The organism is Achromobacter agilis, assembly GCF_900496965.1.
In the GTDB taxonomy this organism is placed as follows: domain Bacteria; phylum Pseudomonadota; class Gammaproteobacteria; order Burkholderiales; family Burkholderiaceae_B; genus Achromobacter; species Achromobacter agilis.
In genome coordinates, this window is record NZ_UFQB01000006.1 from 12051 (window position 1) to 35670 (window position 23620).

General features: G+C 66.2%; 21 protein-coding genes. 9 read left to right on the forward strand and 12 right to left on the reverse strand.

What is annotated here, in order from left to right; translation table 11 throughout:
* Positions 1–15: 15 nt before the first annotated feature.
* From holA to AGI3411_RS09005, 6 genes are all read right to left on the reverse strand, one after another.
* Complete coding sequence (gene holA, locus AGI3411_RS08980) at positions 16–1071, reverse strand: DNA polymerase III subunit delta (RefSeq protein ID WP_129527037.1); 1056 nt, start codon at positions 1069–1071, stop codon at positions 16–18.
* Positions 1072–1734 (reverse strand): LPS-assembly lipoprotein LptE, encoded by a 663-nt coding sequence (locus AGI3411_RS08985; RefSeq protein ID WP_129527038.1) that lies wholly within the window; start codon positions 1732–1734, stop codon positions 1072–1074.
* A gap of 11 nt (positions 1735–1745) precedes the next feature.
* Entirely contained in the window at positions 1746–4403 is a 2658-nt protein-coding gene (leuS, locus tag AGI3411_RS08990) for a leucine--tRNA ligase (protein ID WP_129527039.1), read from the reverse strand.
* A gap of 101 nt (positions 4404–4504) precedes the next feature.
* A complete protein-coding gene (locus tag AGI3411_RS08995; RefSeq protein ID WP_129527040.1) occupies positions 4505–5725 on the reverse strand; it encodes an MFS transporter in 1221 nt (406 codons plus the stop codon).
* Positions 5726–5768: 43 nt separating this feature from the next.
* The gene (locus AGI3411_RS09000; protein WP_129527041.1) at positions 5769–6293 is read right to left on the reverse strand and encodes a MarR family winged helix-turn-helix transcriptional regulator; all 525 of its coding nucleotides are present in this window, start codon (positions 6291–6293) and stop codon (positions 5769–5771) included.
* A 138-nt stretch (positions 6294–6431) separates the two neighbouring features.
* Entirely contained in the window at positions 6432–6902 is a 471-nt protein-coding gene (locus AGI3411_RS09005; RefSeq protein WP_129527042.1) for an HU family DNA-binding protein, read from the reverse strand.
* Between the two features lie 351 nt (positions 6903–7253).
* Between AGI3411_RS09005 and AGI3411_RS09010 the strand changes: the two genes are divergently transcribed.
* The 4 genes from AGI3411_RS09010 (at position 7254) to AGI3411_RS09025 (ending at position 11811) form a co-directional block, all read left to right on the forward strand.
* A complete protein-coding gene (locus AGI3411_RS09010) occupies positions 7254–8414 on the forward strand; it encodes a D-alanyl-D-alanine carboxypeptidase family protein (protein WP_129527043.1) in 1161 nt (386 codons plus the stop codon).
* Positions 8415–8426: 12 nt separating this feature from the next.
* The gene (locus AGI3411_RS09015) at positions 8427–8975 is read left to right on the forward strand and encodes a hemerythrin domain-containing protein (RefSeq protein ID WP_129527044.1); all 549 of its coding nucleotides are present in this window, start codon (positions 8427–8429) and stop codon (positions 8973–8975) included.
* A gap of 81 nt (positions 8976–9056) precedes the next feature.
* Positions 9057–9929 (forward strand): phosphonopyruvate hydrolase, encoded by an 873-nt coding sequence (locus tag AGI3411_RS09020; RefSeq protein ID WP_129527045.1) that lies wholly within the window; start codon positions 9057–9059, stop codon positions 9927–9929.
* Positions 9930–10053: 124 nt separating this feature from the next.
* A complete protein-coding gene (locus tag AGI3411_RS09025; RefSeq protein ID WP_129527046.1) occupies positions 10054–11811 on the forward strand; it encodes a SulP family inorganic anion transporter in 1758 nt (585 codons plus the stop codon).
* A 29-nt stretch (positions 11812–11840) separates the two neighbouring features.
* Here AGI3411_RS09025 and AGI3411_RS09030 read toward each other — a convergent pair whose 3' ends face one another.
* The 6 genes from AGI3411_RS09030 to AGI3411_RS09055 form a co-directional block, all read right to left on the reverse strand.
* On the reverse strand, positions 11841–12602 hold the full coding sequence (locus tag AGI3411_RS09030) for an ABC transporter ATP-binding protein (RefSeq protein WP_129527047.1): 762 nt from the start codon (positions 12600–12602) through the stop codon (positions 11841–11843).
* A complete protein-coding gene (locus AGI3411_RS09035) occupies positions 12599–14476 on the reverse strand; it encodes an ABC transporter permease (protein ID WP_129527048.1) in 1878 nt (625 codons plus the stop codon). The genes AGI3411_RS09030 and AGI3411_RS09035 overlap by 4 nt, the downstream gene beginning before the upstream one ends.
* Positions 14476–15699, reverse strand: a complete 1224-nt coding sequence (locus AGI3411_RS09040) for an ABC transporter substrate-binding protein (RefSeq protein ID WP_129527049.1) — start codon at positions 15697–15699, stop codon at positions 14476–14478. The genes AGI3411_RS09035 and AGI3411_RS09040 overlap by 1 nt, the downstream gene beginning before the upstream one ends.
* A 157-nt stretch (positions 15700–15856) precedes the next feature.
* Positions 15857–16024 (reverse strand): 50S ribosomal protein L33, encoded by a 168-nt coding sequence (gene rpmG, locus AGI3411_RS09045; RefSeq protein WP_003810296.1) that lies wholly within the window; start codon positions 16022–16024, stop codon positions 15857–15859.
* Between the two features lie 37 nt (positions 16025–16061).
* A complete protein-coding gene (gene rpmB, locus AGI3411_RS09050; RefSeq protein WP_006223506.1) occupies positions 16062–16298 on the reverse strand; it encodes a 50S ribosomal protein L28 in 237 nt (78 codons plus the stop codon).
* Positions 16299–16636: 338 nt separating this feature from the next.
* A complete protein-coding gene (locus AGI3411_RS09055; RefSeq protein WP_129527269.1) occupies positions 16637–17785 on the reverse strand; it encodes a Bcr/CflA family multidrug efflux MFS transporter in 1149 nt (382 codons plus the stop codon).
* Between the two features lie 204 nt (positions 17786–17989).
* On the opposite strand from AGI3411_RS09055, the gene AGI3411_RS09060 reads away from it, so the two are divergent.
* The 5 genes from AGI3411_RS09060 to AGI3411_RS09080 all read left to right on the forward strand — a co-directional run bounded on the left by AGI3411_RS09060 (position 17990) and on the right by AGI3411_RS09080 (position 23595).
* Entirely contained in the window at positions 17990–19252 is a 1263-nt protein-coding gene (locus AGI3411_RS09060) for a class I SAM-dependent methyltransferase (RefSeq protein ID WP_129527050.1), read from the forward strand.
* 518 nt (positions 19253–19770) lie between these two features.
* Positions 19771–20772 carry an ABC transporter substrate-binding protein gene (locus AGI3411_RS09065; RefSeq protein WP_129527051.1) on the forward strand — a complete coding sequence of 334 codons (1002 nt, stop codon included), beginning with the start codon at positions 19771–19773 and terminating at the stop codon, positions 20770–20772.
* 232 nt (positions 20773–21004) lie between these two features.
* On the forward strand, positions 21005–21862 hold the full coding sequence (locus AGI3411_RS09070; RefSeq protein ID WP_129527052.1) for an ABC transporter permease: 858 nt from the start codon (positions 21005–21007) through the stop codon (positions 21860–21862).
* Complete coding sequence (locus tag AGI3411_RS09075; RefSeq protein ID WP_129527053.1) at positions 21859–23112, forward strand: quaternary amine ABC transporter ATP-binding protein; 1254 nt, start codon at positions 21859–21861, stop codon at positions 23110–23112. The genes AGI3411_RS09070 and AGI3411_RS09075 overlap by 4 nt, the downstream gene beginning before the upstream one ends.
* A 108-nt stretch (positions 23113–23220) precedes the next feature.
* Entirely contained in the window at positions 23221–23595 is a 375-nt protein-coding gene (locus tag AGI3411_RS09080; RefSeq protein WP_043541762.1) for a tautomerase family protein, read from the forward strand.
* Positions 23596–23620: the final 25 nt, after the last annotated feature.

A 23620-nucleotide genomic window follows, 5' to 3' on the forward strand; every position in this document is an offset into this window, starting at 1 on the left:
GCGGCTATGCCGCCTTCACGGTCGTCCGCCGGCGGCGGCGACGCGCAGCGCGAGGCGGGTCATTTCTTCCCAGGGATCGGACAGGCGGCCGGGCACGGACAAACCCTTGATCAGGCGGTCCACTTCGTGCGCGTGCTGTACGGCGGCCGGCCAGACGCCCGGCTGCACCCTGCCCAGGGCCTGCAGGGCGAGGCGTTCGTGCGCGCCGAAAATCCGCAGGCGGCGCATCAGGCCGTTGACGTCCTGCCCCAGGGCGCGCGCTTCCGCGACGCGGGCCAGCAGGCGGATTTCTTCGCCCACCGCCCACAGCACCAGCGGCAGCGCCTCGCCTTCGGCACGCAGGCCGTCGATCATGCGGATGGTGCGGCCCGTGTCGCCGGCGAGCATGGCGTCGCGCAGCCCGAAGACATCGTAGCGTGCCACGTTCAGCACTGCGCGTTCCACGTCTTCGGACGCCAACTGGCCTTCGGGGTACAGCAGGCCCAGTTTCTGGATTTCCTGGTGGGCGGCCAGCAGGTTGCCTTCCACCTTGTCGGCCATCCATTGAAGGGTGGCATTGTCGGCGCGCTGGTTCTGGCGCGCGAGGCGCATGCCGATCCAGGCGGGCAGGCGGCCGCGTTCGATATTGGCGATATCGACCATCATGCCGCCGCGGCTCAGTGCCTGGGCCCAGCGGCTATCGCGCGTAGCTTTGTCCAGGCGGGGCAGGGCGATCAGGATGAGCGTGTCCGGGTCGGCCTGCTTCTCGGCCTGTTCGGCCAGCCGGGTCAGCGTATCGGCGCCGGCCTTGCCGGGTTTGCCGGTGGGGATCTTGATTTCGAGTATGCGGCGGTCGCCGAACAGCGACACGCTCTGCGTGGCGGCGGTGACGGAACTCCAGTCGCTGCGGGCATCCATCACCATGGACAGCCGGTCGGTATAACCGGCGTTGCGGGCCGAGGCGCGCAGCACATCCACCGCCTCGGTCACCAGCAGGGGCTCGTCGCCCGACACCGTATACAGCGGCGCCAGCCGGTTGCCCGGCCGTTGCAGGTGTTCGGCCAGGCGGTCCGCGTCCAGGGGCTGTGCCATTTAGCGCACGTTGGCCGGATCGGTAGTGGACGGCGTGTGCCAGGGCGCCGGCGTGCGCTGCGGTTCGGGCGCGTTCGGATCGTACAGCGGGGTTTCGCCGTCTTCGCCGCGTTGCTCGGCGTTCTCGAAGGCGGTGCGTACGTCCGGCGCGGTCAGGCGGCGCAGCAGGCGGGACACGAGGTCGCGCTGCATGGCCCGGTACAGCGTTTCGATCTGGCCCTGCTTGGCCTGCACGACCTGGTCGTCGTAGGGCATTTCGCGGTAGATCGACAGCGTCGTGTCCGGGATCACCGCCCGACCCTTGGCGTCGATGAGACGGAACGTGTAGTTGATGCCGAGTTCGTATTGCTCGACGCGGCCCTGGGCGTTCAGCGAAACCTCGCGCAAGGTCCGGGCATCCGAGACCTGCTGGAGGATGGCCTGGGCCCCCTGGCGGCTGGGCAGCAGCTTGGTGTTCGGCGACGCCGCGCGCACCGCCCGGCGCACGTCGGCGCCGAACTGGGTGTTGTCGGGAATGCCGATGAACATCGTATCGAACGGCAGCGGGGTGACCCCCCGCAAGGCGAAACCGCAGGCGGAGAGCAGCATGAACAGCGCCAGGCAGGCGCCGCGCAGCAGCCAGCTTTGGCGGGAGGAGTGCGTTTGTTGCCCGGCGAAGTGCATGCTTGACCTCATCAGCCTACGACGTTGACCAGTTTGCCCGGAACCACGATGACGCGCTTGGGCGGACGGCCTTCCAGGAAGCGGGCGACCTCTTCCTGCCCGGCCGCAAGCTTTTCGATGTCTTCCTTGGCGGCCTTGGCGGCTACGCGGATCGAACCGCGCAGCTTGCCGTTGACCTGGAGCATCAGTTCGATCTCGTCGGCGACCAGCGCCGCTTCGTCCACGTGCGGCCAGGGCGCGTCCAGGAGGTCGCCGAGTTCCTGCGCATAGCCGAGGTCGGCCCACAGGTGCCAGGTGATGTGCGGCACGACCGGGTACAGCACGCGCAGCAGCACGCCCAGCGTTTCGGCGTAGGCGGCGTCCGTGGGGGCGCCCTCCGGCAGCTTGGCATCGTCGATGGCGTTCAGCATCTTCATGCAGGCGGACACGACGGTGTTGTACTGGATGCGCTGGTAGTCGTAGTCGGCCTGCTTGAGCAGCGTGTAGACCTCGCGGCGCAGGTCCTTCACGGCGGCCGGGGCTTGGGTCCAGTCGGCGCCATGGGCCAGGCCGCGGGCGACGGCTTCGCGCTTGGCGTGGCTGATCGACCAGAGGCGGCGCAGGAAGCGGTTGGAGCCTTCGACGCCGGAATCGGACCATTCGAGGGTCTGCTCGGGCGGGCTGGCGAACATGACGAACAGGCGGGCCGTGTCGGCGCCCAGGGTATCGATCAGCGATTGCGGGTCGACGCCGTTGTTCTTGGACTTGGACATCGTGCCCACGCCGCCGTAGTGGATGGCGGAACCGTCGGACTTCAGCTTGGCGCCGATGATGGCGCCGCGGTCGTCGTAGACGTTTTCGACGTCTTCCGGCCAGAAGTATTCGATGCCGCCCTGGGGCGTCTTGCGCGAATAGATATGGTTCAGCACCATGCCCTGGCACAGCAGCTTGGTGAAGGGCTCGTCGAAGTTGAGCAGGCCCATGTCGCGCATGACCTTGGTCCAGAAGCGGGCGTACAGCAGGTGCAGCACGGCGTGCTCGATGCCGCCGATGTACTGGTCCATCGGCATCCAGTAGTCATTGCGCGCGTCGACCATGGCGTCGCCGTTGCCCGGCGAGGTATAGCGCATGAAATACCAGGACGAGTCCACGAACGTGTCCATCGTGTCCGTTTCGCGGCGAGCGGGCTTGCCGCAGCTAGGGCAGGCGCAGGACAGGAAGGCCTCGTTCTTGGCCAGCGGGTTGCCGCTGCCGTCGGGGATGAGGTCGTCCGGCAGGACCACCGGCAGGTCTTTCTCGGGCACGGGGACCGGGCCACAATCCGCGCAGTGAATGATGGGGATCGGCGTGCCCCAGTAGCGCTGGCGGGAAATGCCCCAGTCGCGCAGGCGCCAGGTGGTCTGCTTTTCGCCCAGGCCTTGCGCGCCCAGATCGGCCGCGATGGCGTCGACCGCTTCCTTGTGCGAGAGGCCGTCGTACTTGCCGGAGTTGAGGGTGCGGCCGGATTGCTTGTCGCCGTACCATTCCTGCCAGGCGTCGGTGGAGTATTCCTTGCCGGCCACGTCCACGACCTGGGTGATCGGCAGGTTGTATTTCTTCGCAAAGGCGAAATCGCGCTCGTCATGCGCCGGCACGCCCATGACGGCGCCGTCGCCGTAGGTCATGAGCACATAGTTGCCGACCCAGACCTCGACCTCGGCGCCCGTGATCGGGTGCGTGACGAACAGGCCCGTGGGCATGCCTTCCTTTTCGCGCGTGGCCATTTCGGCCTCGGTCGTGCCGCCCAGCTTGCATTGCTCGACGAACGCCGCCAGTTGCGGGTTGGAGCGGGCGGCCTGCGTGGCCAGGGGGTGTTCCGGCGCGACGGCGCAGAAGGTCACGCCCATGATCGTGTCGGCGCGGGTGGTGAAGACGTACAGCTTGCCGTCCTGGATCAGCTGGCCGTCCGGCCCGGCGATCTTGTGCGGGAAGGCGAAGCGCAGGCCTTCGGACTTGCCGATCCAGTTCTCCTGCATCAGGCGCACGCGCTCGGGCCAGCCGGGCAGGTCGTTCTGGACGGCGCCCAGCAGTTCGTCGGCGTAGTCGGTGATACGCAGGTAGTAGCCCGGGATTTCGCGCTTTTCGACGAACGCGCCCGAACGCCAGCCGCGGCCGTCGATGACCTGTTCGTTGGCCAGCACGGTCTGGTCTACCGGATCCCAGTTGACGACCTGGGTCTTGCGGTAGGCCACGCCCTTTTCCAGCATCTTGAGGAACAGCCACTGGTTCCACTTGTAGTACTGGGGATCGCAGGCGCACATTTCGCGCGACCAGTCGATCGCCAGGCCCATCGCCTTCATCTGCTTCTTCATGTAGGCGATGTTGTCGTACGTCCACTTCGCCGGCGGCACCTTGGACTTGATGGCGGCGTTTTCCGCCGGCATGCCGAAGGCGTCCCAGCCCATGGGCATCAGGACGTTGTAGCCGCGCATGCGCAGTTGGCGCGCCATCATGTCGTTGATGGTGTAGTTGCGCACGTGGCCCATGTGCAGCTTGCCGCTGGGGTAGGGCAGCATCGAGCAGGCGTAGAACTTCGGCTTTTCGGAGCCGTCGGCGTTCTTCGCGTGTTCGTGGACCAGGTAGACGTCGCGCGCCTGCCAGTCTTGGTGGGCGGCTGCTTCGACGATATTGGGGAGGTAACGTTCCTGCATGGGCTCGTGCACGGTGGCAAAAAAGGGTGAGCCGCCCGGCCGCGCCGGGCGCGGAGGCGGCCTGACTCGGGGGCGGTCAAAACCCCTGATTATAGGAGGTGCTAGGCGCGGGCTGGGAGCGAGGCCGTTTCGGGGATGCGCGCGCTTGGCGCCAGGGCGCCGTAAAGCAGCGTAATGCCCCCAAGAACGGCGCCCGCCGTGACCACGCCGGGCCAGCCAAAATGGGCGTACAGCCAGGACGATACCAGCGAACCGCTGGCGCCGCCGATGAAGTAGCTGGTCATGTAACCGGCCGTCAGCCGGCTGCGCGCCTCGGGGCGCATACGGTAGAGGGCGCTGCTATTGGTGACATGCACGCCCTGGATCGCCAGGTCCTGTATCAGGATGCCGGCCAGCAGGGCAATCACGGACGCCTGGCCGAAGGCCATCAGTCCCCAGGAAGCCAGCAGCAGGAGCAGTCCGACGCGGGTGGCCAGGTTGCCCAGGCCGCGGTCGGCCAGCCGGCCGAACCGGTTGGCGGCGTAGGCGCCCGCGGCGCCGGCCAGCCCGAACAGGCCGATCGTGGTGTTGCTGTATTGATAGGGCGGGCTCGCCAGGAGGAAGGTCAGGGGCGTCCACAGCATGCTGAAGGCGGCGAACAGCAGCCCGCCCAGGAGCGAACGGGCGCGGAACAGGGGTTCTTCGACGAACATCCTCAGGATGGAGGCCAGCAGGCCGGGGTAGCTCAGGCCCGCCGGGCTCTGGTAGCGGGGCAGCAGGCGCCACAGGGCGCCGGACATGGCCAGCATCAGGATGGCCGCCACCCAGTACACGGTGCGCCAGCTGCCCACGTCTGCCAGCACGCCGGCGATGGTGCGCGCCAGCAATATGCCCAGCAGCAGCCCGCTCATGACCGTGCCCACGGCCTTGCCCCGTTCGTGCGGGGCGGCCAGCGTGGCGGCGAAGGGCACCAGGATCTGGGCCACGACGGACAGCATGCCCGTCAGGGCCGTGCCCACGATCAGGACGGTGATGTTGGGCGCGAAGGCGGAAATGAGCAGGCTGCCGGAGGACAGCAGGCTCATCAGCACGATGAGGCTGCGGCGTTCGAACATATCGCCCAGCGGCACCAGCAGCATCAGGCCCACCGCATAGCTGAGCTGGGCCGTGGTGACGATGGAGCCGGCCGCGGCGGTGGACAGCGAGAATTGCTCGCCGATGGTGTGCAGCAGCGGCTGCGCATAGTAGTTGCTGGCGACGGCCAGGCCGGTGGCCACGGACATCAGCAGGATGATCGGCGCGGTCAGTACCGGCGCCTGGGGAGTGCGGGAAGCGGAAGTCATGAGTCTCGGGCGGGGAATAGCGGGTTGCGCCGGGGCGGAGTGCTCAGGCGTCGATGCCGCCGGGCGTTTCCTGATCCAGCCTGACCAGCATCTTCTTCAGCAGGCCGGCCAATTGCTTGCGTTCGCCGGCCGATAGCGGATCCAGCAATTCATTGAGGTCCTTCAGGTAGTCCTTCAGCACCGCCTTCACGACGCGCAGGCCCTCGGCGGTGAGCGACACGATGACGCCACGCCGGTCGTCCGGATTGGGGCTGCGCGCGAGCAGGCCCGCCTGCTCCAGGCGGTCGAGCCGGTTGGTCATCGCGCCGGAGGTCAGCAGCAAGGCCGCGACCAGCTTCTGCGGATTGAGGGCATAGGGCGACCCGCTGCGGTACAGCGTGGCCAGCACGTCGAATTCGCCCTGGTGCAGCGTGTGCTGGCGAAAGCTGCGGTTCACGTTGCGCGTGGCCAGGGCATTCAGGCGGAATACGCGGGTGACGACGGCCATGGGCGAGAAGTCCTGGCCGGGGCATTCCTCGGTCCATTGCGAGATCACCTGGTCGACGAGGTCATTCGTGGGGGGCGTCATTTATTTCAATATAAAGTATCTTTACATGAAGATAAATTCTAACAGCAGCCTCCCGCGGCGCGCAATCCTTGCCGCAAAAAGAAGGGCCCGCCTCTTGCGAGGCGGGCCCTTCCGGCTTGACCGGATACTCGCGCGGAATTACTGCGCGGCGTCCTTCAGCTTCTTGAGCGGGCGAACCTTCACCTTGACCGAAGCCGGCTTGGCGGGGAACCAGCGCTCTTCACCCGTGAACGGATCCTTGCCGAAGCGCTTGGCCTTGGCGGGAACCTTCTGCACGGCAACCTTGAACAGGCCCGGCAGCGTGAATTCGCCGGCGCCCTTCTTGTCCACGGAACCCAGAACCGAGGTTTCCAGGCTGGCCAGGACGGCCTTGACGGCCTTGGCTTCAACGCCCGATTGCTCAACGATGTAGGCGATGAGCTGGGTCTTGTTCAGAGCAGCCTTGATGGCCTTGGGGGCAGCAGCGACCTTCTTGGCGGCGACGACCTTCTTGGCTGCCGGCTTCACAGCGGGCTTCGCAGCGGTTTTGGTGGCAGTTGCCTTCTTCGCGGGCGCCTTGACGGCGGGCTTGGTGACTTTCTTGGCAGGAGCTTTTGCTTTCGTGGCCATGGTCAAAATCCGTATGTTGAGGACATGGAGCAGCGCGTGCCGGTTATCGGCATTTAACGCCACGCGCCCGATGATAGCGGAAGAGTGGCGGTAAATGCGGCTTTCCAGCGGGATTTCAGCCGTTGTTTGTTGTTTTCAACGCAGAAAGTGCCTTCTACAAGGGTTCCGGCAAGATGTCGTGACATTCATCGCGCTTTCTTGCATGCGTGCGGTGGCGAGTGAACCAACCTCGTCGGGCATGTTCCAATTGCGGGCGGCGCGGGAAAGCGCCACATGGCCGGATGCCTGTCTGAAGGGGTTTTGGCGCTGATTCCCGCGCATGAAAACAACGCATGGAAGTGAAGCAGCTATATGTTTATGAAAAAGTTGGCGGCGAGTCTGATCGTCGCGGCCGCGTGTGTTTCGGGCGCCATGGCGCAATCCATGCCTGCGCCGGCGCTGTCGGCGAAGGCATGGCTTCTGCTGGACGAGACCAGCGGACAGGTCATCGCCTCGCACGAGGCGATGACCCGGATCGAACCTGCGTCCCTGACCAAGATCATGACCGCCTACGTCGTGTTCGAGGCCCTGAGCAAGAAAGAACTGTCGGCAACCCAGCTGGTCACCGTTTCGACCCGCGCCTGGAAAGTGCCTGCCGGCAGCTCGAAAATGTTCCTGGAGCCCGGCTCGAAAGTGTCGGTGGACGATCTTCTGCGCGGCCTGATGATCCAGTCCGGCAACGACGCGGCCATCGCCCTGGCCGAAGCGGTGTCGGGCAGCGTCGAGGCCTTCGTGGCGCGGATGAACGACACCGCCGCCAGGCTGGGCCTGCACGCCACGCATTTCGCCAGCCCGCACGGGCTGCCGGATCCGGGCACTTATTCCACCGCGAGCGATCTTTCCGCGCTGGCCGCGCGCTTCATCCGCGACTATCCCCAGTTTTACCAGCGCTACGACTCCGCCAAGCAATTCACCTACAACAAGATCACGCAGCCGAACCGCAACCGGCTCCTGTGGCTGGATCCCAGCGTCGACGGCCTGAAAACGGGGCATACCGAATCGGCGGGCTATTGCATCGTGGCCAGCGCGAAGCGGCCCAACGGCAAGGACGAGCGCCGGCTGATCACGGTGGTCGTCGGGACCGCGTCCGACAAGCTGCGCACCCAGGAAAGCCGTGAGTTGCTGGAGTGGGGCTTTCAGGGGTTCAATACCATCAAGCTCTACGCGCGGGGAGAGGCAGTGGCCACCCCCGAGGTCTGGAAGGGCGAGAACGACAGCCTGAAGGCCGGGTTCGCGCGCGATGCGTACGTGACGGTGCCCGCCGGCGCCAAGGTCGAGCGGATCTGGACGCCGCAGGACCCGCTGGTCGCGCCGATCGCGGCCCAGGCCACGGTGGGCGAGATGCGGGTGCTGGTGGACGGCAAGCCCGCCATGCAGTTCCCGGTCGTGGCGCTGGAACCGGTGGCCGAGGCAGGATTCGCGGGGCGCGCGTGGGATTCCATCCGGTTGTGGTGGCGCGGTCACGCGGGATAACGGAGGTGTGCGATGGCGGTGAGTTTTCCTGGAGGTCCGGCGCCGGCGCCGGGAGCGGACGATCCGCTGGCCCTGCTGTCGGCCTGTCATGGGCGCATCGCCCGCCAATGCGCCACGCTCGGGCGGCTTGCCGCGCACCTGCCCACGCACGGCAGTGACGCCGCGGCCCAGACGGCCGCGGCCAGCGTCCTGCGCTACTTCGATACTGCCGCCGCCCATCATCACGAGGACGAGGAAGAAGACCTGTTCCCGGCCCTGATCGATTCCATGGCCGGATCCGACGCGGTTTGCCTGCACGCGCTGGTGGACGGGCTGGTCGCCGAGCACCGGCAATTGGCCCGGCGCTGGGAACCGCTGCGCCAGGCGCTTTCCGAGATATCCCAGGGGCGGCCCGCCAATCTGCCCGCCCATGAAATCAAGGACTTCACCGACGCCTACGCCGCGCACATCCGCCGCGAAGAGGATGAATTGCTGCCCATGGCGGCAAGGCTGATTCCGGACGACGCGCTGGCCGCCATCGGCCAGGCCATGAAGTCGCGGCGGGGGGGCGAAGCGGGCTGAGCTCGCGGCGCCGGCCCGATTGGCGCTACGATGCGCGTAGCCGGCGCGCGCCGCGCCGGGTTTTGCGCAATCTGTCCCGCCATGAACCGCAACGCCCGCTTCCGCCAGAAATTGCAGGATTCCGTCTTGATGCACGCCATGTCGGCGCACAACCCGCTGTCGGCCAGGCTGGCGGCCGAGGCGGGGTTCGACGCGATATGGGGCAGCGGCTTCGAACTCTCGGCGAGCCAGGCGGTGCCCGACGCCAATATCCTGCCTTTCGGGCAGCACCTGGAAATGATGCGGGCAATCGCCGCTGCGGTGGACGTGCCCGTGATCGCCGACATCGATACCGGTTTCGGCAACGCGGTCAACGTGTCCTATGTCGTGCCGCAATACGAAGCGGCCGGCTGTTCCGCAGTGGTCATGGAAGACAAGACCTTTCCCAAGGACACCAGCCTGCGCGCCTCCGGCCGGCAGGAACTGGTGCGGATCGAGGAATTCCAGGGCAAGGTCGAAGCCGCCTGCGGCGCGCGGCGAGACGCCGGTTTCTGCGTCATTGCCCGGACGGAGGCCCTGATCGCCGGGGCGGGCGAGGGCGAGGCGCTGGCCCGGGCCTCGGCATACGAGGCCGCGGGCGCCGACGCGATCCTGATCCATTCCAGGCAGAGCACGCCCGGCGAGATTCTGTCGTTCGTGGCGGCGTGGCGGGGGAAGGCGCCGCTGGTGCTGGTGCCCACGGCCTATCCGCAACTGCGGGAATCCGACATCCAGGCGCTGGGCAAGGTCGGGCTGGTGATCTACGGCAACCACGCCATCCGCGCCGCCGTGGGCGCCATGCGCGACGTCTTCGCCCGCATCCGGCGCGATGGCGGCATCCACGAGGTCGACGCCGGCCTGCCGTCGGTCAAGGAAATCATCGCCTTGCAAGGCGATGCCGTCATGCGCGAACGGGAACGCCGCTATTTGAAGTAGGCGCGCGTTGCGCGCGCCGGGGCTAGCGATTACGCTAGACGGCCTTGCCCGCGCCCGACAGGCCGGAGGCAGGGCCGATTCAAGAGCAGATGCCTGGGGACGAGAAGGAATGATGCAGGGGGGAATGAAAACCGCGAGCCGGCTGTTCGGTCCGTGGGTCAACGAGGTCAACGCGCAGACCTTGCGCGCGGATGCGACGGCGGGACTGCTTGGCGCTTTGCTGGTGCTGCCGCAGGGCGTTGCGTTCGCCATGCTGGCGGGCCTTCCGCCCGAGTACGGCCTCTATTCCGCCATCGTTCCCTGTATTGTCGCCGCGCTGTTCGGTTCCAGCCGGCACGTCATGTCCGGTCCTACCAATGCCAATTCGCTGGCGCTTTATGCCGTGCTGACGCCGCTGGCGGCGGCCGGCAGCCCGGGGTACATCCAGCTGGCGCTTGCCGTGACGGTGCTGGTCGGGATGATGCAATGGCTGGTAGGGACCCTGAGGCTCGGGTCGCTGGCGCATTTCATCTCGCCGTCGGCGCTGTTCGGCTTTACCAGCGGCGCGGCCTTGCTGATCGCGGTGCACGCCTTGAAGGACGCCCTGGGTTTGCCGGCGCCCGATTCGCACGGCGCGGGCGCCTTGCTGGCAAGCTTGGGCGCGAATATCGGGCAGTTGCACTGGGGCGCCTTGCTGGTCACTTTGGCGACCCTGGCGGTGGCTCTGCTGGTGCGCCGGCTGGACAAGCGCAAGCCCTATATGCTGGCCGGACTGGCGGCGGGCGTGGCGGCAGCCGCGGCGTTCAATGCGCTGACCGAAGGCGAGCCGGTATCCGTGCTGGGCGCCATTGCCCAGCCCTGGCCTCCCTTCCACGTGCCCAGCATCGACTGGCGCGCCTTGCCCGATCTGCTGAGCCTGGCCTTCGCGCTGACCATCGTGGCCCTGGCGCAGTCGATTTCCATCGCCAAGGCCGTGGCGACGCGCTCGGGGCAGCGTATCGACGCGAACCGCGAGTTCGTGGGGCAGGGGCTCTCCAACATCGCGGGCGGATTCTTTTCCTGCTATCTGTCCTGCGGATCGCTGAACCGGTCGGTCCCCAACTACGAAGCGGGCGCCAAGACGCCGCTGGCGTCCGTGTTTTCGGCGCTGCTGCTGATGGCGCTGGTGGCGCTGTCGGCGCCCCTGCTGGCCATGATCCCGCATGCCGCCATCTCGGGGCTGCTGTTGCTGGTCGCCTGGACCTTGCTGGATATTCCGCGCTGGCGGCAGTTGATCCGGGCCCAGCCCAGCGAATGCGTCATTGCCGGCGTGACGCTGGCCGCCACCATCACCATCCGCATGGAAGTGGCGATTCTGCTGGGCACGGTGCTGTCGCTGATGGTTTATCTGCACCGCACGTCGCGCCCCGCGATGCGCACCATGGGGTTCGATGCGCGCGGGCCGCAGCGGCGCTTCGTGGTGCTGGAACGCCAGCCGGAAGCCCTGCCCGAGTGCCCGCAGCTGAAGCTGCTGCGCATGGAAGGATCGGTCTACTTCGGCGCCGCGACGCACGTGGCGCAGCGTCTGCACGAATTGCGGGCCGCGCCCGGCGCGCCGCGTCACCTGCTGGTGATGGCAAAGAGCATGAACTTCATTGATCTGGCCGGCGCCCAGGTCTGGGAAGACGAGCTGGCCGCGAGAAGGGCAATGGGCGGCGACCTGTATTTCCATCGGCCGCGCCCGGAGGTGCTGGCGATGTGGCGTCGCACGGGCTTCCTGGACCGCCTGGGCGAGGACCACGTGTTTCCCGACAAGGCGACGGCGCTGCGCACCATCTATGCCAGGCTGGACCGCGACGTTTGCGCGGGTTGCCAGGCCAGGATCTTCTGGGAGTGCCAGCCTGGGGGCTCCAAACAAGCCTGAGCCGGCTTTGCGGCCGGGCGCGCAGCGCTTCAGGGCGGGGGCGCGTCCGTGCCGAGATAGGCGGCCTTGACCCGTTCGTCGGCGGCGATCGCGGCGGGCTCGCCTTCCGCCAGCAGGCCGCCGCGCACCAGCACGGCGATGCGGTCGGCGTGCTTGAACACCACGTCCAGGCTATGTTCCGTAAACAGGACGGCCATGCGCTGCGTGTCGGCCAACTGGCGGGTCAGCCGCATCAGCGCGTGGCGCTCGTTGGTGGCCATGCCGGCCGTGGGTTCGTCCATCAGCAACAGGCGCGGCTGGTGCGCGAGCGCCATCGCAAGTTCCACCCGCTTGACGTCCCCGTAGGCGAGCGTGCCGCAGGGTTCGGCGGCCTTGTCAGCCATCTGCACCAGGGACAGCAGGGCCATGGCCTCGCCGACCGCGTGCCGGCTGGCCCGGCGCCAGGGGTTGAAGAGCTGCCGGTCGCGGGACAGCAGCGCCGTTTGCACGTTTTCCCGGACCGTCATGGAGCGGAAAGTCGCCGCAGTCTGGAAGCTTCTTCCCACGCCCAGCCGGCAGATTTTGCCGGCGGACAGGCCAACCAGTTCGCGGCCGTCCATCCGGACCGAACCGGAGTCGGGGCGGAGCTGGCCGCCCAGCACGTTGAAGCAGGTGGATTTGCCGGCGCCGTTCGGCCCGATCAGCGCCAGCATCTGGCCCGCGTCCAGCGTGAAGGACACGCCGGCCAGCGCCTCGATGCCGCCGAACGATTTCCGCAGTTCGCTGACTTGCAGCAAGGGGGCGGCGTTCATGCGCGTCTCCTGCCCAGGCGCGCTGCAGCGCCCGCCAGGCCTTCGGGGAAGGCCATGACCAGGGCCAGGATGGCCAGGCCGAGCACGGCGTGCCAGTACTCGGTGCTGCGCGCGGCGGCATCCTGCAGCCAGGTGTAGGACGCGGCGCCCACGAGCGGGCCGGCCAGTGTCTGCAAGCCGCCCAGCAGCATCATGACCAGGCCATCCACCGACCGGCTCACGGCCAGCACGTCGGGCGCGATGCTGCCTTTGGAAAACGCGTAGAGCGAGCCCGCGATGCCCGCGGCGAAGGACGCCGCTACGAAGCCCGCCCACTGCACGCGGCGGGTATCCATCCCGAGCGCTTCGGCGCGCAGGGACGAATCGCGCACGCCGCGCAGCGCGTAGCCCAGCGGGGAGAACGCCAGCCGGCGCAACCACCAAACGCCCGCAGTGCAGAGCGCTAGCGTCACGTAATAGAACCAGGGGCCCCGCGCCAGCCAGGCCGACGGCCACAGGCCGATCAGCCCGTTGCTGCCGCCCGTCACGTCATCCCATTGATAGGCGAGCGCCCACAATATCTGCGCCACGGCCAGGGTCAGCATCGCCAGATACACGCCCGACAGGCGCACGCAGAACCAGCCGAACAGCAGGGCGCCGAATGCCGCGGCGAAGGGGCCGAGCAGCAGCGCCGCTTCCATCGGCACGGACGCCAGTTTCAGCAGCAGCGCCGCGCCGTAGGCGCCCAGGCCGAACCAGGCAGCATGGCCGAAGGAGGTCATGCCCGCCAGCCCCGTCAGGAAGTGCAGGCTGGCGGCGAACAACGCGGCAATCAGGATTTCGGTCAGCAGGATGCCCAGATAGGGCCATTGGATGGCCGCGACCGGCGCGAGCGCCAGCAAGGCCAGCAGCACGCCATAGGCGAGCCGCAAGCGCGGGCCGGCCGCGGCGATGGGGCGTTCGGCCGCGGCGGCATGGGACGAGGGCTCGGGCGGTTTGCCCAGCAGGCCCCAGGGCCGCACGACCAGCACGATGGCCATGACGGCGAACTCCGCCAGCAGCGTGAGCTTGGACAGGTTGAAGACCCACGGGCCGATCTGCACGGGGCCCAGAAACACGAACAGGGCCTTGGTCGAGCAGATGAGCAGGGCGGCCAGGAAGGCGCCGGGAATCGATCCCAGGCCGCCCACCACGACGACCACGAAGGCGCTGGCGATGATTTCCAGGTCCAGGCCGAGCGTGGCAGGCACGCGCGGCGCGGCCAGCGCGCCGCCCAGGCCGGCGAGGAAGGCGCCCAGTGTGAAGGCGGACGTGAACAGCCAGGCCTGGTTGACGCCCAGCGCGGCCAGCATCTGGCGGTTTTCGGCGGCGGCGCGCAGCAGACGGCCCCAGCGGGTGCGCATCAGCAGCAGCCAGAGCAGGCCCAGCACGGCCGGGCCGGCGGCGATCAGCAGCAGGTCGTATTCGGGATAGCGGCGGCCGAGGATCTGCACCGCGCCTGCCAGGCCCGGCGCGCGCGCCGCGAAAAGATCTTCGGGGCCCCAGATCGCCAGCGCGGCGTCGCCGATGATGAGCACCATCGCAAACGTGGCCAGCAGCTGGAATAGTTCGGGGGCCTGGTACAGGCGCCTGAGCACCAGCCATTCGATGGCCGCGCCGATGACGCCGGTTGCCAGCGCGGCCAGCAGCAGGCCCGCCCAGTAGCCCGCGCCGTCGCCGAAATAGCCGGTGAACGTCCAGGCCAGATAGATCCCCAGCATGTAGAACGAGCCGTGCGCGAAGTTCACCACGCGGGTCACGCCGAAGATCAGCGACAGGCCGGCGGCCACCAGGAAGAGCGCGCTGGCGTCCGCCAGGCCGTTGAGCAGCTGCAGCAGCAGTCCGGAAAGATTCATCAGTGCGCCGGACGCATTTTGCGGACCTGTTCGTCAGGCGGCTGCAGGCGGGCGCCGTCGATATAGGCGAAATCCTTCATGATGCCCTTGCCGTCTTCCACTGTGGTTACGCCCACGTAGACGCCCATGGTGGATTGGTGATCGATCTTGCGGTACTGGATCTGGCCATAGGGCGTGTCAACCTTCAGGCCGGCGAAGGCGTCGACGAGCTTTTCCGTGTCCACCTCGCCGGCCGCCTTCAGGCCTTCCGCGATCGACATGAGCGACGCGTAGCCGACGACCGAACCTACTTTCGGGGTTTCGTTGTAGCGTTTCTTGTAGGCCTCGACGAAAGCGTTGTTGGCCGGGGTGTCGATGGCGTACCAGGGGTATCCGGTGACGATCCAGCCCGTGGGGGTGTCGGCGCCCAGCGGTTCCAGGTATTCGGGTTCGCCGGAAAGCACCGAGACCACGGCACGGTTCTCGAACAGGCCGCGGGTATTGCCTTCGCGCACGAAGCGCGTCAGGTCGGCGGCGAACAGCACGTTGAAGATCGCGTCGGGTTTGGCGTCGGCCAGCGCCTGCACGACGGCGCCCGCGTCGACCTTGCCCAGCGGCACGGCTTGTTCGGCCACGAATTCCACGTCGGACTGGAAGGCGGTCATCATGGCCTTGAACGTGGCCACGGCCGACTGCCCGTATTCATAATTGGGATAGACGATGGCCCAGCGCTTCTTGCGCAAGGCCAGCGCCTTGGGGGCCAGGGCCGCCACGTGCATCCAGGTGGACGGGCGCAGCCGGTACGTATAGCGGTTGCCGTCCTGCCAGGTGATCTTGTCGGTGAGCGGTTCGGCTGCCAGGAAAAACACCTGCTGCTGCTTGGCGAAGTCGGTCAGCGCCAGCCCGGTATTGGAAAGAAAGCCCCCGAAAAGCAGTTCGACTTTTTCGCGGGCCAGCAATTCCTGGGCCGCGCGCACCGAATCGCCGGGATTGCCGTTGTCGTCGCGCGAAATCACTTCCAGCTTCCTGCCCAGCACGCCGCCTCCGGCGTTGACCTGTTCCAGCGCCAGCTGCCAGCCCTTCTTGTAGGGGCCTAGGAAAGCCGGGATCGCCTTGTAGCTGTTGATCTCGCCGATGCGGATCGGCGGCTCCTTGTCTTTGGCGAAGGCGATCGGGGTCAACGCCAGGGTCAGGAGAGCCGGCGCAAGCGCGCGGCGCAGCAGGGTAAGGCAGGGACGGAGCATGGCAGGTATCGTGGATAGGGGAATCGGGCTCCTCGGGCGAGGGGCGGCGGCCCAATTGAAGCATGCGTCTTCGCGGTGCTGCAATAACGTAGCGCCGCGAACAACAAAAAGGCCCTGCATTGCAGGGCCTTTTTGGCTTTCAGGGATACCGGCCGAATTACTTCAGCTTGGTTTCCTTGTAGTCGACGTGCTTGCGAGCGACGGGATCAAACTTCTTGATCAGCATCTTCTCGGGCATGTTGCGCTTGTTCTTGGTGGTCGTGTAGAAATGACCCGTGCCGGCAGTCGACTCGAGCTTGATCTTTTCGCGGATACCTTTGGCCATGTCGTGCTCCTAGTATGTAGATTGGCGGGATGGCCGATTAGGCGATTTCGCCGCGGGCACGCATGTCGGCCAGGACGGCGTCGATGCCGTTCTTGTCGATCGTGCGGATGGCCTTGGCCGAAACACGCAGGCGGACCCAGCGGTTTTCGCTTTCAACCCAGAACCGGCGCGATTGCAGGTTGGGCAGGAAGCGACGCTTGGTCTTGTTGTTTGCGTGCGAAACATTGTTGCCCACCATCGGGCCTTTGCCGGTCACTTGGCATACGCGTGCCATGGATGCACCTCTTTGTGTCGTTCTTACGCGCATCGCTTGGGGGGTAGACGGGGTTTTAGCCGCCGGGCTGTACAGGAACACCGCGCTTGACGCCAGTGCTGCTTTGCCGGCCACCCAGTCTTAGTGGATGAGGAGGAACCTGAATTCCGGTTCGCCCCAGTGCTTATACCCGCTGCCTGCCACCCGCGGATTTTCCTGGAGTATTCCTGGAAAAAATCTTGACGCTACGCGGTTGGGGTCAGAGTGCCGAACTACAAAGCATAGTAGTCCTGCACGGGAAACTTCATGTGAAGACGTAGATTCTAATACGAAAAACGTAAATAAATCAAGCAGGCAGGCTAGCGGGTGTGCAATTGCGCCACGCGGCCGGAGAGCCAGGACAGGCAGGCGCAGACCGCGAGCGTGGTGGTCAGGGGCAGCGCGCTGTCCGCCTGCCAGGCGCTGACCGCGAAACCGGCGAGCGCGCCGCAGGACAACTGAAGCGTCCCCAATAGCGCCGACGCCGCGCCCAGCCGCTTGCCCTGTTCCGCCAGCGCGAGCGCCGCGGAGTTGGGATTCACGAAGCCCTGGCTGCCCATGTAGCAGATCAGGCACAGCATCAGCAGCGGCAGCGTCATCCAGCCCACCAGCGTCAGCGCGACCGCCGCCAGGCTGGCGCAGGCCAGCGAGACCAGCGCGCTGCGCTGCAGCTGGCGCGGCGTGTAGGTGCGCAGCAGCCGGGCGCTGATCTGCGAGCAGACGATGAGCGACAGGGCGTTGGTGCCGAACAGCAGGCCGTAGTACTGCGGAGGCACGCCGTAGAGTTCGATGAAGACGCGCGGCGAGCCGATGATGTAGGCGAACATGCCGGCCTGGCCGAAGCCGCCGGCCAGGCTGTGCGCCATGAAGCCGCGATGCGCGAACAGGTCGCGGTAGTTCCGCAGGATGGTGTTCCAGCGCAGCGGCACCACGCGCTCGGGCGCCAGCGATTCCTTCATGATCTTCAGGACCGCCGTCATCAGCATCGCGCCGCCCGCCAGCATCACCCAGAACAGGCTGCGCCAGCTGGTGATGGCCAGCAATTGCGCGCCGATCAGCGGCGCGAGGATGGGGGCGAGGCCCATGATGAGCATCAGCAGCGACAGGGCGCGGGCGGCTTCATGGGTTTCATAGTGGTCGCGGATGACGGCCCGCGGGATCACGATGCCCGCGGCCCCGCCCATCGCCTGCACGACGCGCCAGCCGGTCAGCGCTTCGACCGATCCGGACAGCGCGCAACCGAGGGACGCGACCATGAACAGCGCCAGGCCCACCAGCAGCGGCGGCTTGCGCCCGTAGCGGTCGGCCATGGGGCCGTAGAACACCTGCGCCATCGCCAGCCCGATCAGGTAGGCCGCCAGGGTGCGCTCGACATCGCCGCGGGATACGCCCAGGTTCGTCGCGATCGTGGGGAACGCGGGCAGGTACATATCGATGGCGAACGGGCCGATGGCCGTCAGCGCGCCCATGAGAATAAGCCAGCCGGGCAGACCGCTGCGGAAAGATTGTGATGGGGGCATGTGGATCGCGTTGCAACGCAGGACAGGGCGCCGATGCGGTTTGTTGCATGTTTTGGGCCAAGTCAGCGACTGTATCACGCGTAGCCTTACATGCAAGTTTCAACGATTTTCCGATAAAGTCGTTGGCGTCCGTACGCATCCAGGGGAGTAGCCGTGAATCCTTTGTTGTCTGTGGTGGAACGCAAGCTGCAGGCCTTGCCCTTGACCGTCCAGTTGGTGTTGCCCGACGGCGCCGTGCTGGGGCCGCCCGATCCGCGGGTCCGGTTCGTGGCCCATGACAAGACCGCGCTGGCCCACCTGGCCGAAGGCGCCGTCGGCATCCTGGGGCAGGACTACGTCGAAGGCCGCATCGATATCGAAGGCAATATGCGCGACGTCATGACGGCCGCCGCGGCGCTTTTGCCGGGCTCGCCGGTGGATGCGGCCCGGGGCGGCTGGCTGACCGAGCTGGTCCGCAAGGTCATGTCGGTCTGGCGGCACTCGGTGGAGCGCGACGCGAAGCAGATCGAATTCCATTACGACCTGTCCGACGATTTCTACGCGCTTTGGCTGGACCCGCGCCGGGTGTACTCCTGCGCCTACTTCCGCCAGCCCGGCATGACGCTGGCCCAGGCCCAGGAGGCCAAGCTGGACCACATCTGCCGCAAACTGCGCCTGCGGGACGGCGAACGCTTCCTGGACGTGGGCGCAGGGTGGGGCGGGCTGCTGCTCTGGGCCGCCGAGAACTATGGCGTCGATGCCACCGGCATTACGCTGTCGCGCAACCAGCACGCGCACGTCAGCCGCTTGATCGAGGAGAAGGGCCTGGCAGGCCGCGTCCGCATGGCGCTGCTGGACTACCGCAAGCTCGACGAATCCGTCCCCTACGACAAGATTGCCTCGGTCGGCATGTTCGAGCACGTGGGACGCGCGCAGTTGGAGGGGTATTTCGCCAAGCTGCGCCGCCTGCTCAAGCCGGGCGGCCTGATCATGAACCATGGTATTACGGCGGCGGGCGTCTACAACGCCGAACTGGGCAATGGCATGGGCGAGTTCATCGAAAAGTACATCTTCCCCGGCGGCGAGCTGACCCATATCAGCGTCGTGATGGAAGCCATGACCAACGGCGGCCTGGAAGAAGTGGACGTGGAAAACCTGCGGCCGCATTATGCGCGCACGCTATGGGCGTGGAGCGATGCGCTGGAGGCGCGGTTGCCCGAGGCGGCCCGGATCCTGGGGGGCGAGCAGGGCGAACGCTCGCTGCGGGCGTACCGGCTCTACCTTGCGGGGTGCGCCATGGGGTTCGAGCACGGTTGGATCGCGCTGCACCAGATACTGGCGCAGCCGCCGGCCACCGGGCGTCCGGATGAGCTAGACAACCCGGCGGACCTCGCTTATCCGTGGCGGCGGGACTATATGTATGGAGAGGGGCGCTAGCGCTGCCCTTCCGGTGGCGGTAAAAACCGCGGCGGGGGCATATTCAGGCGTGGCGCACGGCCGGGATATGCCCCCGCAGGTGGCCGAAAAGGCCGTTTCCGGCGGTTTTGAAACTACTGGAATGTATTAATAAGAATATATTATTTACTGAATGTGTCTTTGATTCCGAATCAAAGTTCCTTAGGGGAAAACTGCGATTTACCCGTGGTCGATCGGGGTTATCCCGGACGCTTTTTCCCCTGGATGTATCTGTTTTATTCAAACCTAGGGTTGGGCTGAGCATCAATTTCGTTTAAGATGCTCGCTTCTTCGTTCAGTTTGTTCACTTTCTGTGGGTTTTCAAAAACCGCGTTTTTGAAACTCCTGTCTTGCAAGACTCCGCATCCTCGCGGCCAGTCTTGTTGCTAGTGTCGGTTTGTATTGGCGGTTCAGCCCGTCTTCCGCACAACCCCCTTAGCTCCATGGCACCCACGGGCCCAGCCCGACGTGTGTCCCTGAACCTATGGAGGCAAAAGCCAATGCGTTTCACCCCCGTCAAGACCCTGGCCGCCGCGGCCGTGTTCTTTGCATTCGCCGGTTCGGCCCAGGCCGCCGATGCCGCCCAATGCGAACTCAAGCGTCCTGTCAATTTCGGCGCCATGAACTGGGAATCCAACCTGGTTCTGGTTGACGTCGAACGCTTCATCATGGAAAAGGGCTATGGTTGCAAGACCGAAACCCTGCCTACCGAAACCCTGCCCGCCCTGGCCGCGCTCGAGCGCGGCGACCTGGACATCAACACCGAGATCTGGCTGAACAGCGTCGCCGATCCCTGGGACCGCGCCGAGAAGACCGGCAAGGTCAAGCGCATCGGCGATCTCTACATGGGCGCCGAAGGCTGGTACATCCCGCGCTACACGGCCGAGCGCCTGCCGGAATTGAAATCCGCGGCCGACCTGCCGAAGTTCAAGGACCAGTTCAAGGATCCGGAAGAGCCCGGCAAGGGCCGTTTCTACGGCTGCCCGGCAGGCTGGGGCTGCGAAGTGACCAGCAACAACCTGTTCCACGCCTTGAAGCTGCAAGACACATACACCCTGTATTCGCCCGGCACGGGCGCGGCGCAGAAGGCGGCCCTGATGTCGGCCTACAAGCGCAAGCAGAACGTTGTCTTCTACTACTGGTCGCCCACGCCGCTGGTCGGCTCGATGGACCTGGTCAAGCTGGACATGCCGCCCTATGACGCGGAAAAGCACAAGTGCCTGACGGCGCCCAAGTGCGCCAATCCCGAGCCCAGCGCCTATCCTGACAACCCCGTCTTCACCGCCGTAAACACCAAGTTCTCGGAGGAGGCCCCCAAGCTCACCGAATTCCTGTCCAAGGTGTCGGTGCCGCTGCCGGTGATCAACGAAACCCTGGCCCACATGGAAGAGACCGGCGACGAGTCCGCCGCCGTGGCCAAGTGGTTCCTGAAGACCAAGCCCGACGTCTGGACCAAGTGGGTCCCCGCCGACGTCGCCGGGCGCGTCCAAAGCGCGCTCTAACCTGCCGTGAGCCTGGCTGCGCGCCACCGTGGCGCGTACCGGCCCATCCCCGGGCCGGACTGCTTTGCCGGGATGGCCGCCGGCCGGGCACCGTTGCCCGGCCCGATGCGCGCTCGTGCCGCCGATTTGGCGGGCCGCTTCCGCCACGGAAGCCCCCTGGTTTCATTGTCTTGCGCGATGCCGCGGCCTGCGGCGACACGGGCGATGAGCGCGCCAGAATGGAGTAGAACGAATGTTTCCTGAAATTATTCCCGCCCGGCAGGTCCGGGGGGCGATCGACGGGTTTGTCGATCACCTGGTCACCAATTACGCGGACACGCTGGAGACCATGTCGCAGCCGGTCCTGCATGCGCTGGTCTGGCTGGAGCAGCTGCTGCGCAGCTCGCCCTGGTGGGCGGTGGTCGTGGTGACAGTGGCGATCGCCTGGGGCGTGAGCCGCCGCATCGGCCTGAGCCTGGCAATGGGCGCGCTGTTGTGCGTGATCGGCGTCCTGGGCCTGTGGGACGCCGGCATGCAGACGCTGGCGCTGATGATCATGGCCGCCGGCCTGTCGGTTTTGATCGGCATCCCGCTGGGCGTGCTGATGGCGCGAGTGAACTGGCTGCGCTCCATCATGCTGCCGGTGCTGGACGTGATGCAGACCATGCCCAGCTTTGTGTACCTGATCCCCGTTGTGATGTTGTTTGGCCTGGGCAAGATCCCCGCCATCATCGCCACCGTGATCTACGCCGTGCCGCCGCTAATTCGCCTGACCGACCTGGGCATCCGCCTGGTCGACCGTGAAGTGCTGGAAGCGTCGCGCGCGTTCGGCGCCAACCCGCGCCAGCAATTGTTCGGCGTGCAGCTGCCGCTGGCCCTGCCCAACATCATGGCCGGCATCAACCAGACCACGATGATGGCCTTGTCGATGGTAGTGATCGCGTCGATGATCGGCGCGCGCGGCCTGGGCTATGAAGTGCTGCTGGGGATCAACCGCCTGGAAGTCGGCCGCGGCCTGCTGGCGGGCTTGGGTATCGTGGTGCTGGCCGTGCTGTTCGACCGGATCACGCAATCGTATGGACAGCGCATGCGCATGGGAGGCCAGCGATGAGCAAGATCGAGGTCAAGAACATCTACAAGGTCTTCGGCTCGCATCCGAAGAAATGGCTGCAAGCCGCCCAGAACGGCATGAGCAAGGAACAGTTGCTGGCTGAAAGCGGCCACACGCTGGGCTTGCGCGATATCAGCCTGTCCATCGAAGAGGGCAGCATCTACGTCATCATGGGGCTGTCGGGTTCCGGCAAGTCCACGCTGATCCGCCACTTCAACCGGCTGATCGAACCCAGCGCCGGCCATATCCTGGTCGATGGGGTGGACGTGGTCAGCCTGAACAAGCGCGACCTGGAAGTCTTCCGTCAAAAGAAGATGAGCATGGTGTTCCAGCGCTTCGGTTTGTTCCCGCATCGCACGGTGCTGGACAACGCCGCCTACGGCCTGACCGTGCAGGGCGTGGGCCGCGCCGAACGCGAGAAGCGCGCCCGCGACTGGCTTGAGCAAGTGGGGCTGGCGGGTTTTGAAAACCAGTATCCGCATCAGTTGTCGGGCGGCATGCAGCAGCGGGTGGGTTTGGCGCGCGCGCTGGCCACCGACGCTGAAATCCTGCTGATGGACGAAGCGTTCTCGGCGCTGGACCCGTTGATCCGCCGCGAAATGCAGGATCAACTGCTGCAATTGCAGGCAAAGCTGAACAAGACCATCGTGTTCATCACGCACGATCTGGACGAGGCCCTGCGCCTGGGCAACCGCATCGCCATCCTGAAGGACGGAGAGCTGGTGCAGGAAGGCACGCCGGAAGACATCCTGCTGAATCCGGCCAACGATTACGTGCAATCGTTCCTGCAGGACGTGAACCGCACCAAGGTGCTCAACGCCACGCATGCCGTGAACCCCGCGCGCCTGACGCTGACCATGCGCTCGCGCCCCGCGCACGCCATGGACCGCATGCGCGCGTTGGACTACGAGTACGCGCCGGTGCTGGACGGCAAGCGCCTGGCAGGCGTGCTGACCGCCGAGGCGGCGGAAAAGGCCATCCAGGACGGCGTGCGCGACATCTCCCGCTACGTCGAGGACCTGGCGTCCGTGCCGGCCACGGCTGGCCTGGGCGAAGTGCTGGCCCAACTGGTCCATAGCGACCAGCCGGTGGCGGTGACGGGCGAGGACGACGAGTTCATCGGCATGCTGTCGCGCAAGAAGGTCGTGGAGCTGGTTACGCCGGCCCTGGCCGACACGCCACCTGCCGACGAGGCGCCTGTCGCCGCTGAGGCGGAGCCCGAGCTGGAGCACCGCGACAAGGCGGCCTGACAGGGAAGACCCGTATCCGGACTGTGCCTGCGCATGGGCAAAGTCCGGATATGATGGTCCGCCGGCCGCTCAGGCCGGTTGCCCCTATTCGGAATATCGGAAGCCGTCATGCCCATTTTGAATGTCCAGATCATGCAAGGCCACTCGGCCGCCCAGAAAGCGACCCTGTTGAAGGCGGCGTCCAACGCCGTCGTCGAAAGCATTGCCGCGCCGCTGCCCAGTGTGCGTATCGTGCTGCAGGAAGTGCCCGCGGAAAACGTGATCGTGGCCGGCGAGATTGGCAAACGCATGGCGCGCGTGGACGTGGCGCTGATTGAAGGCCGCGACGAGGCCAAGAAGGCGGCCTTGATCGCCGCGCTGAATCAGGCCGTTTGCGCCAGCATCGATATCTCGGGCGAAGACGTGCGCGTGCTGATCCGCGACGTGCCTAAGGTCGACATGGGCGTGGCCAACGGCATCAGCGCCAAGGCCGCCGGCCGCTGAGGGGGAGCCCCCACGCCGCGCACGC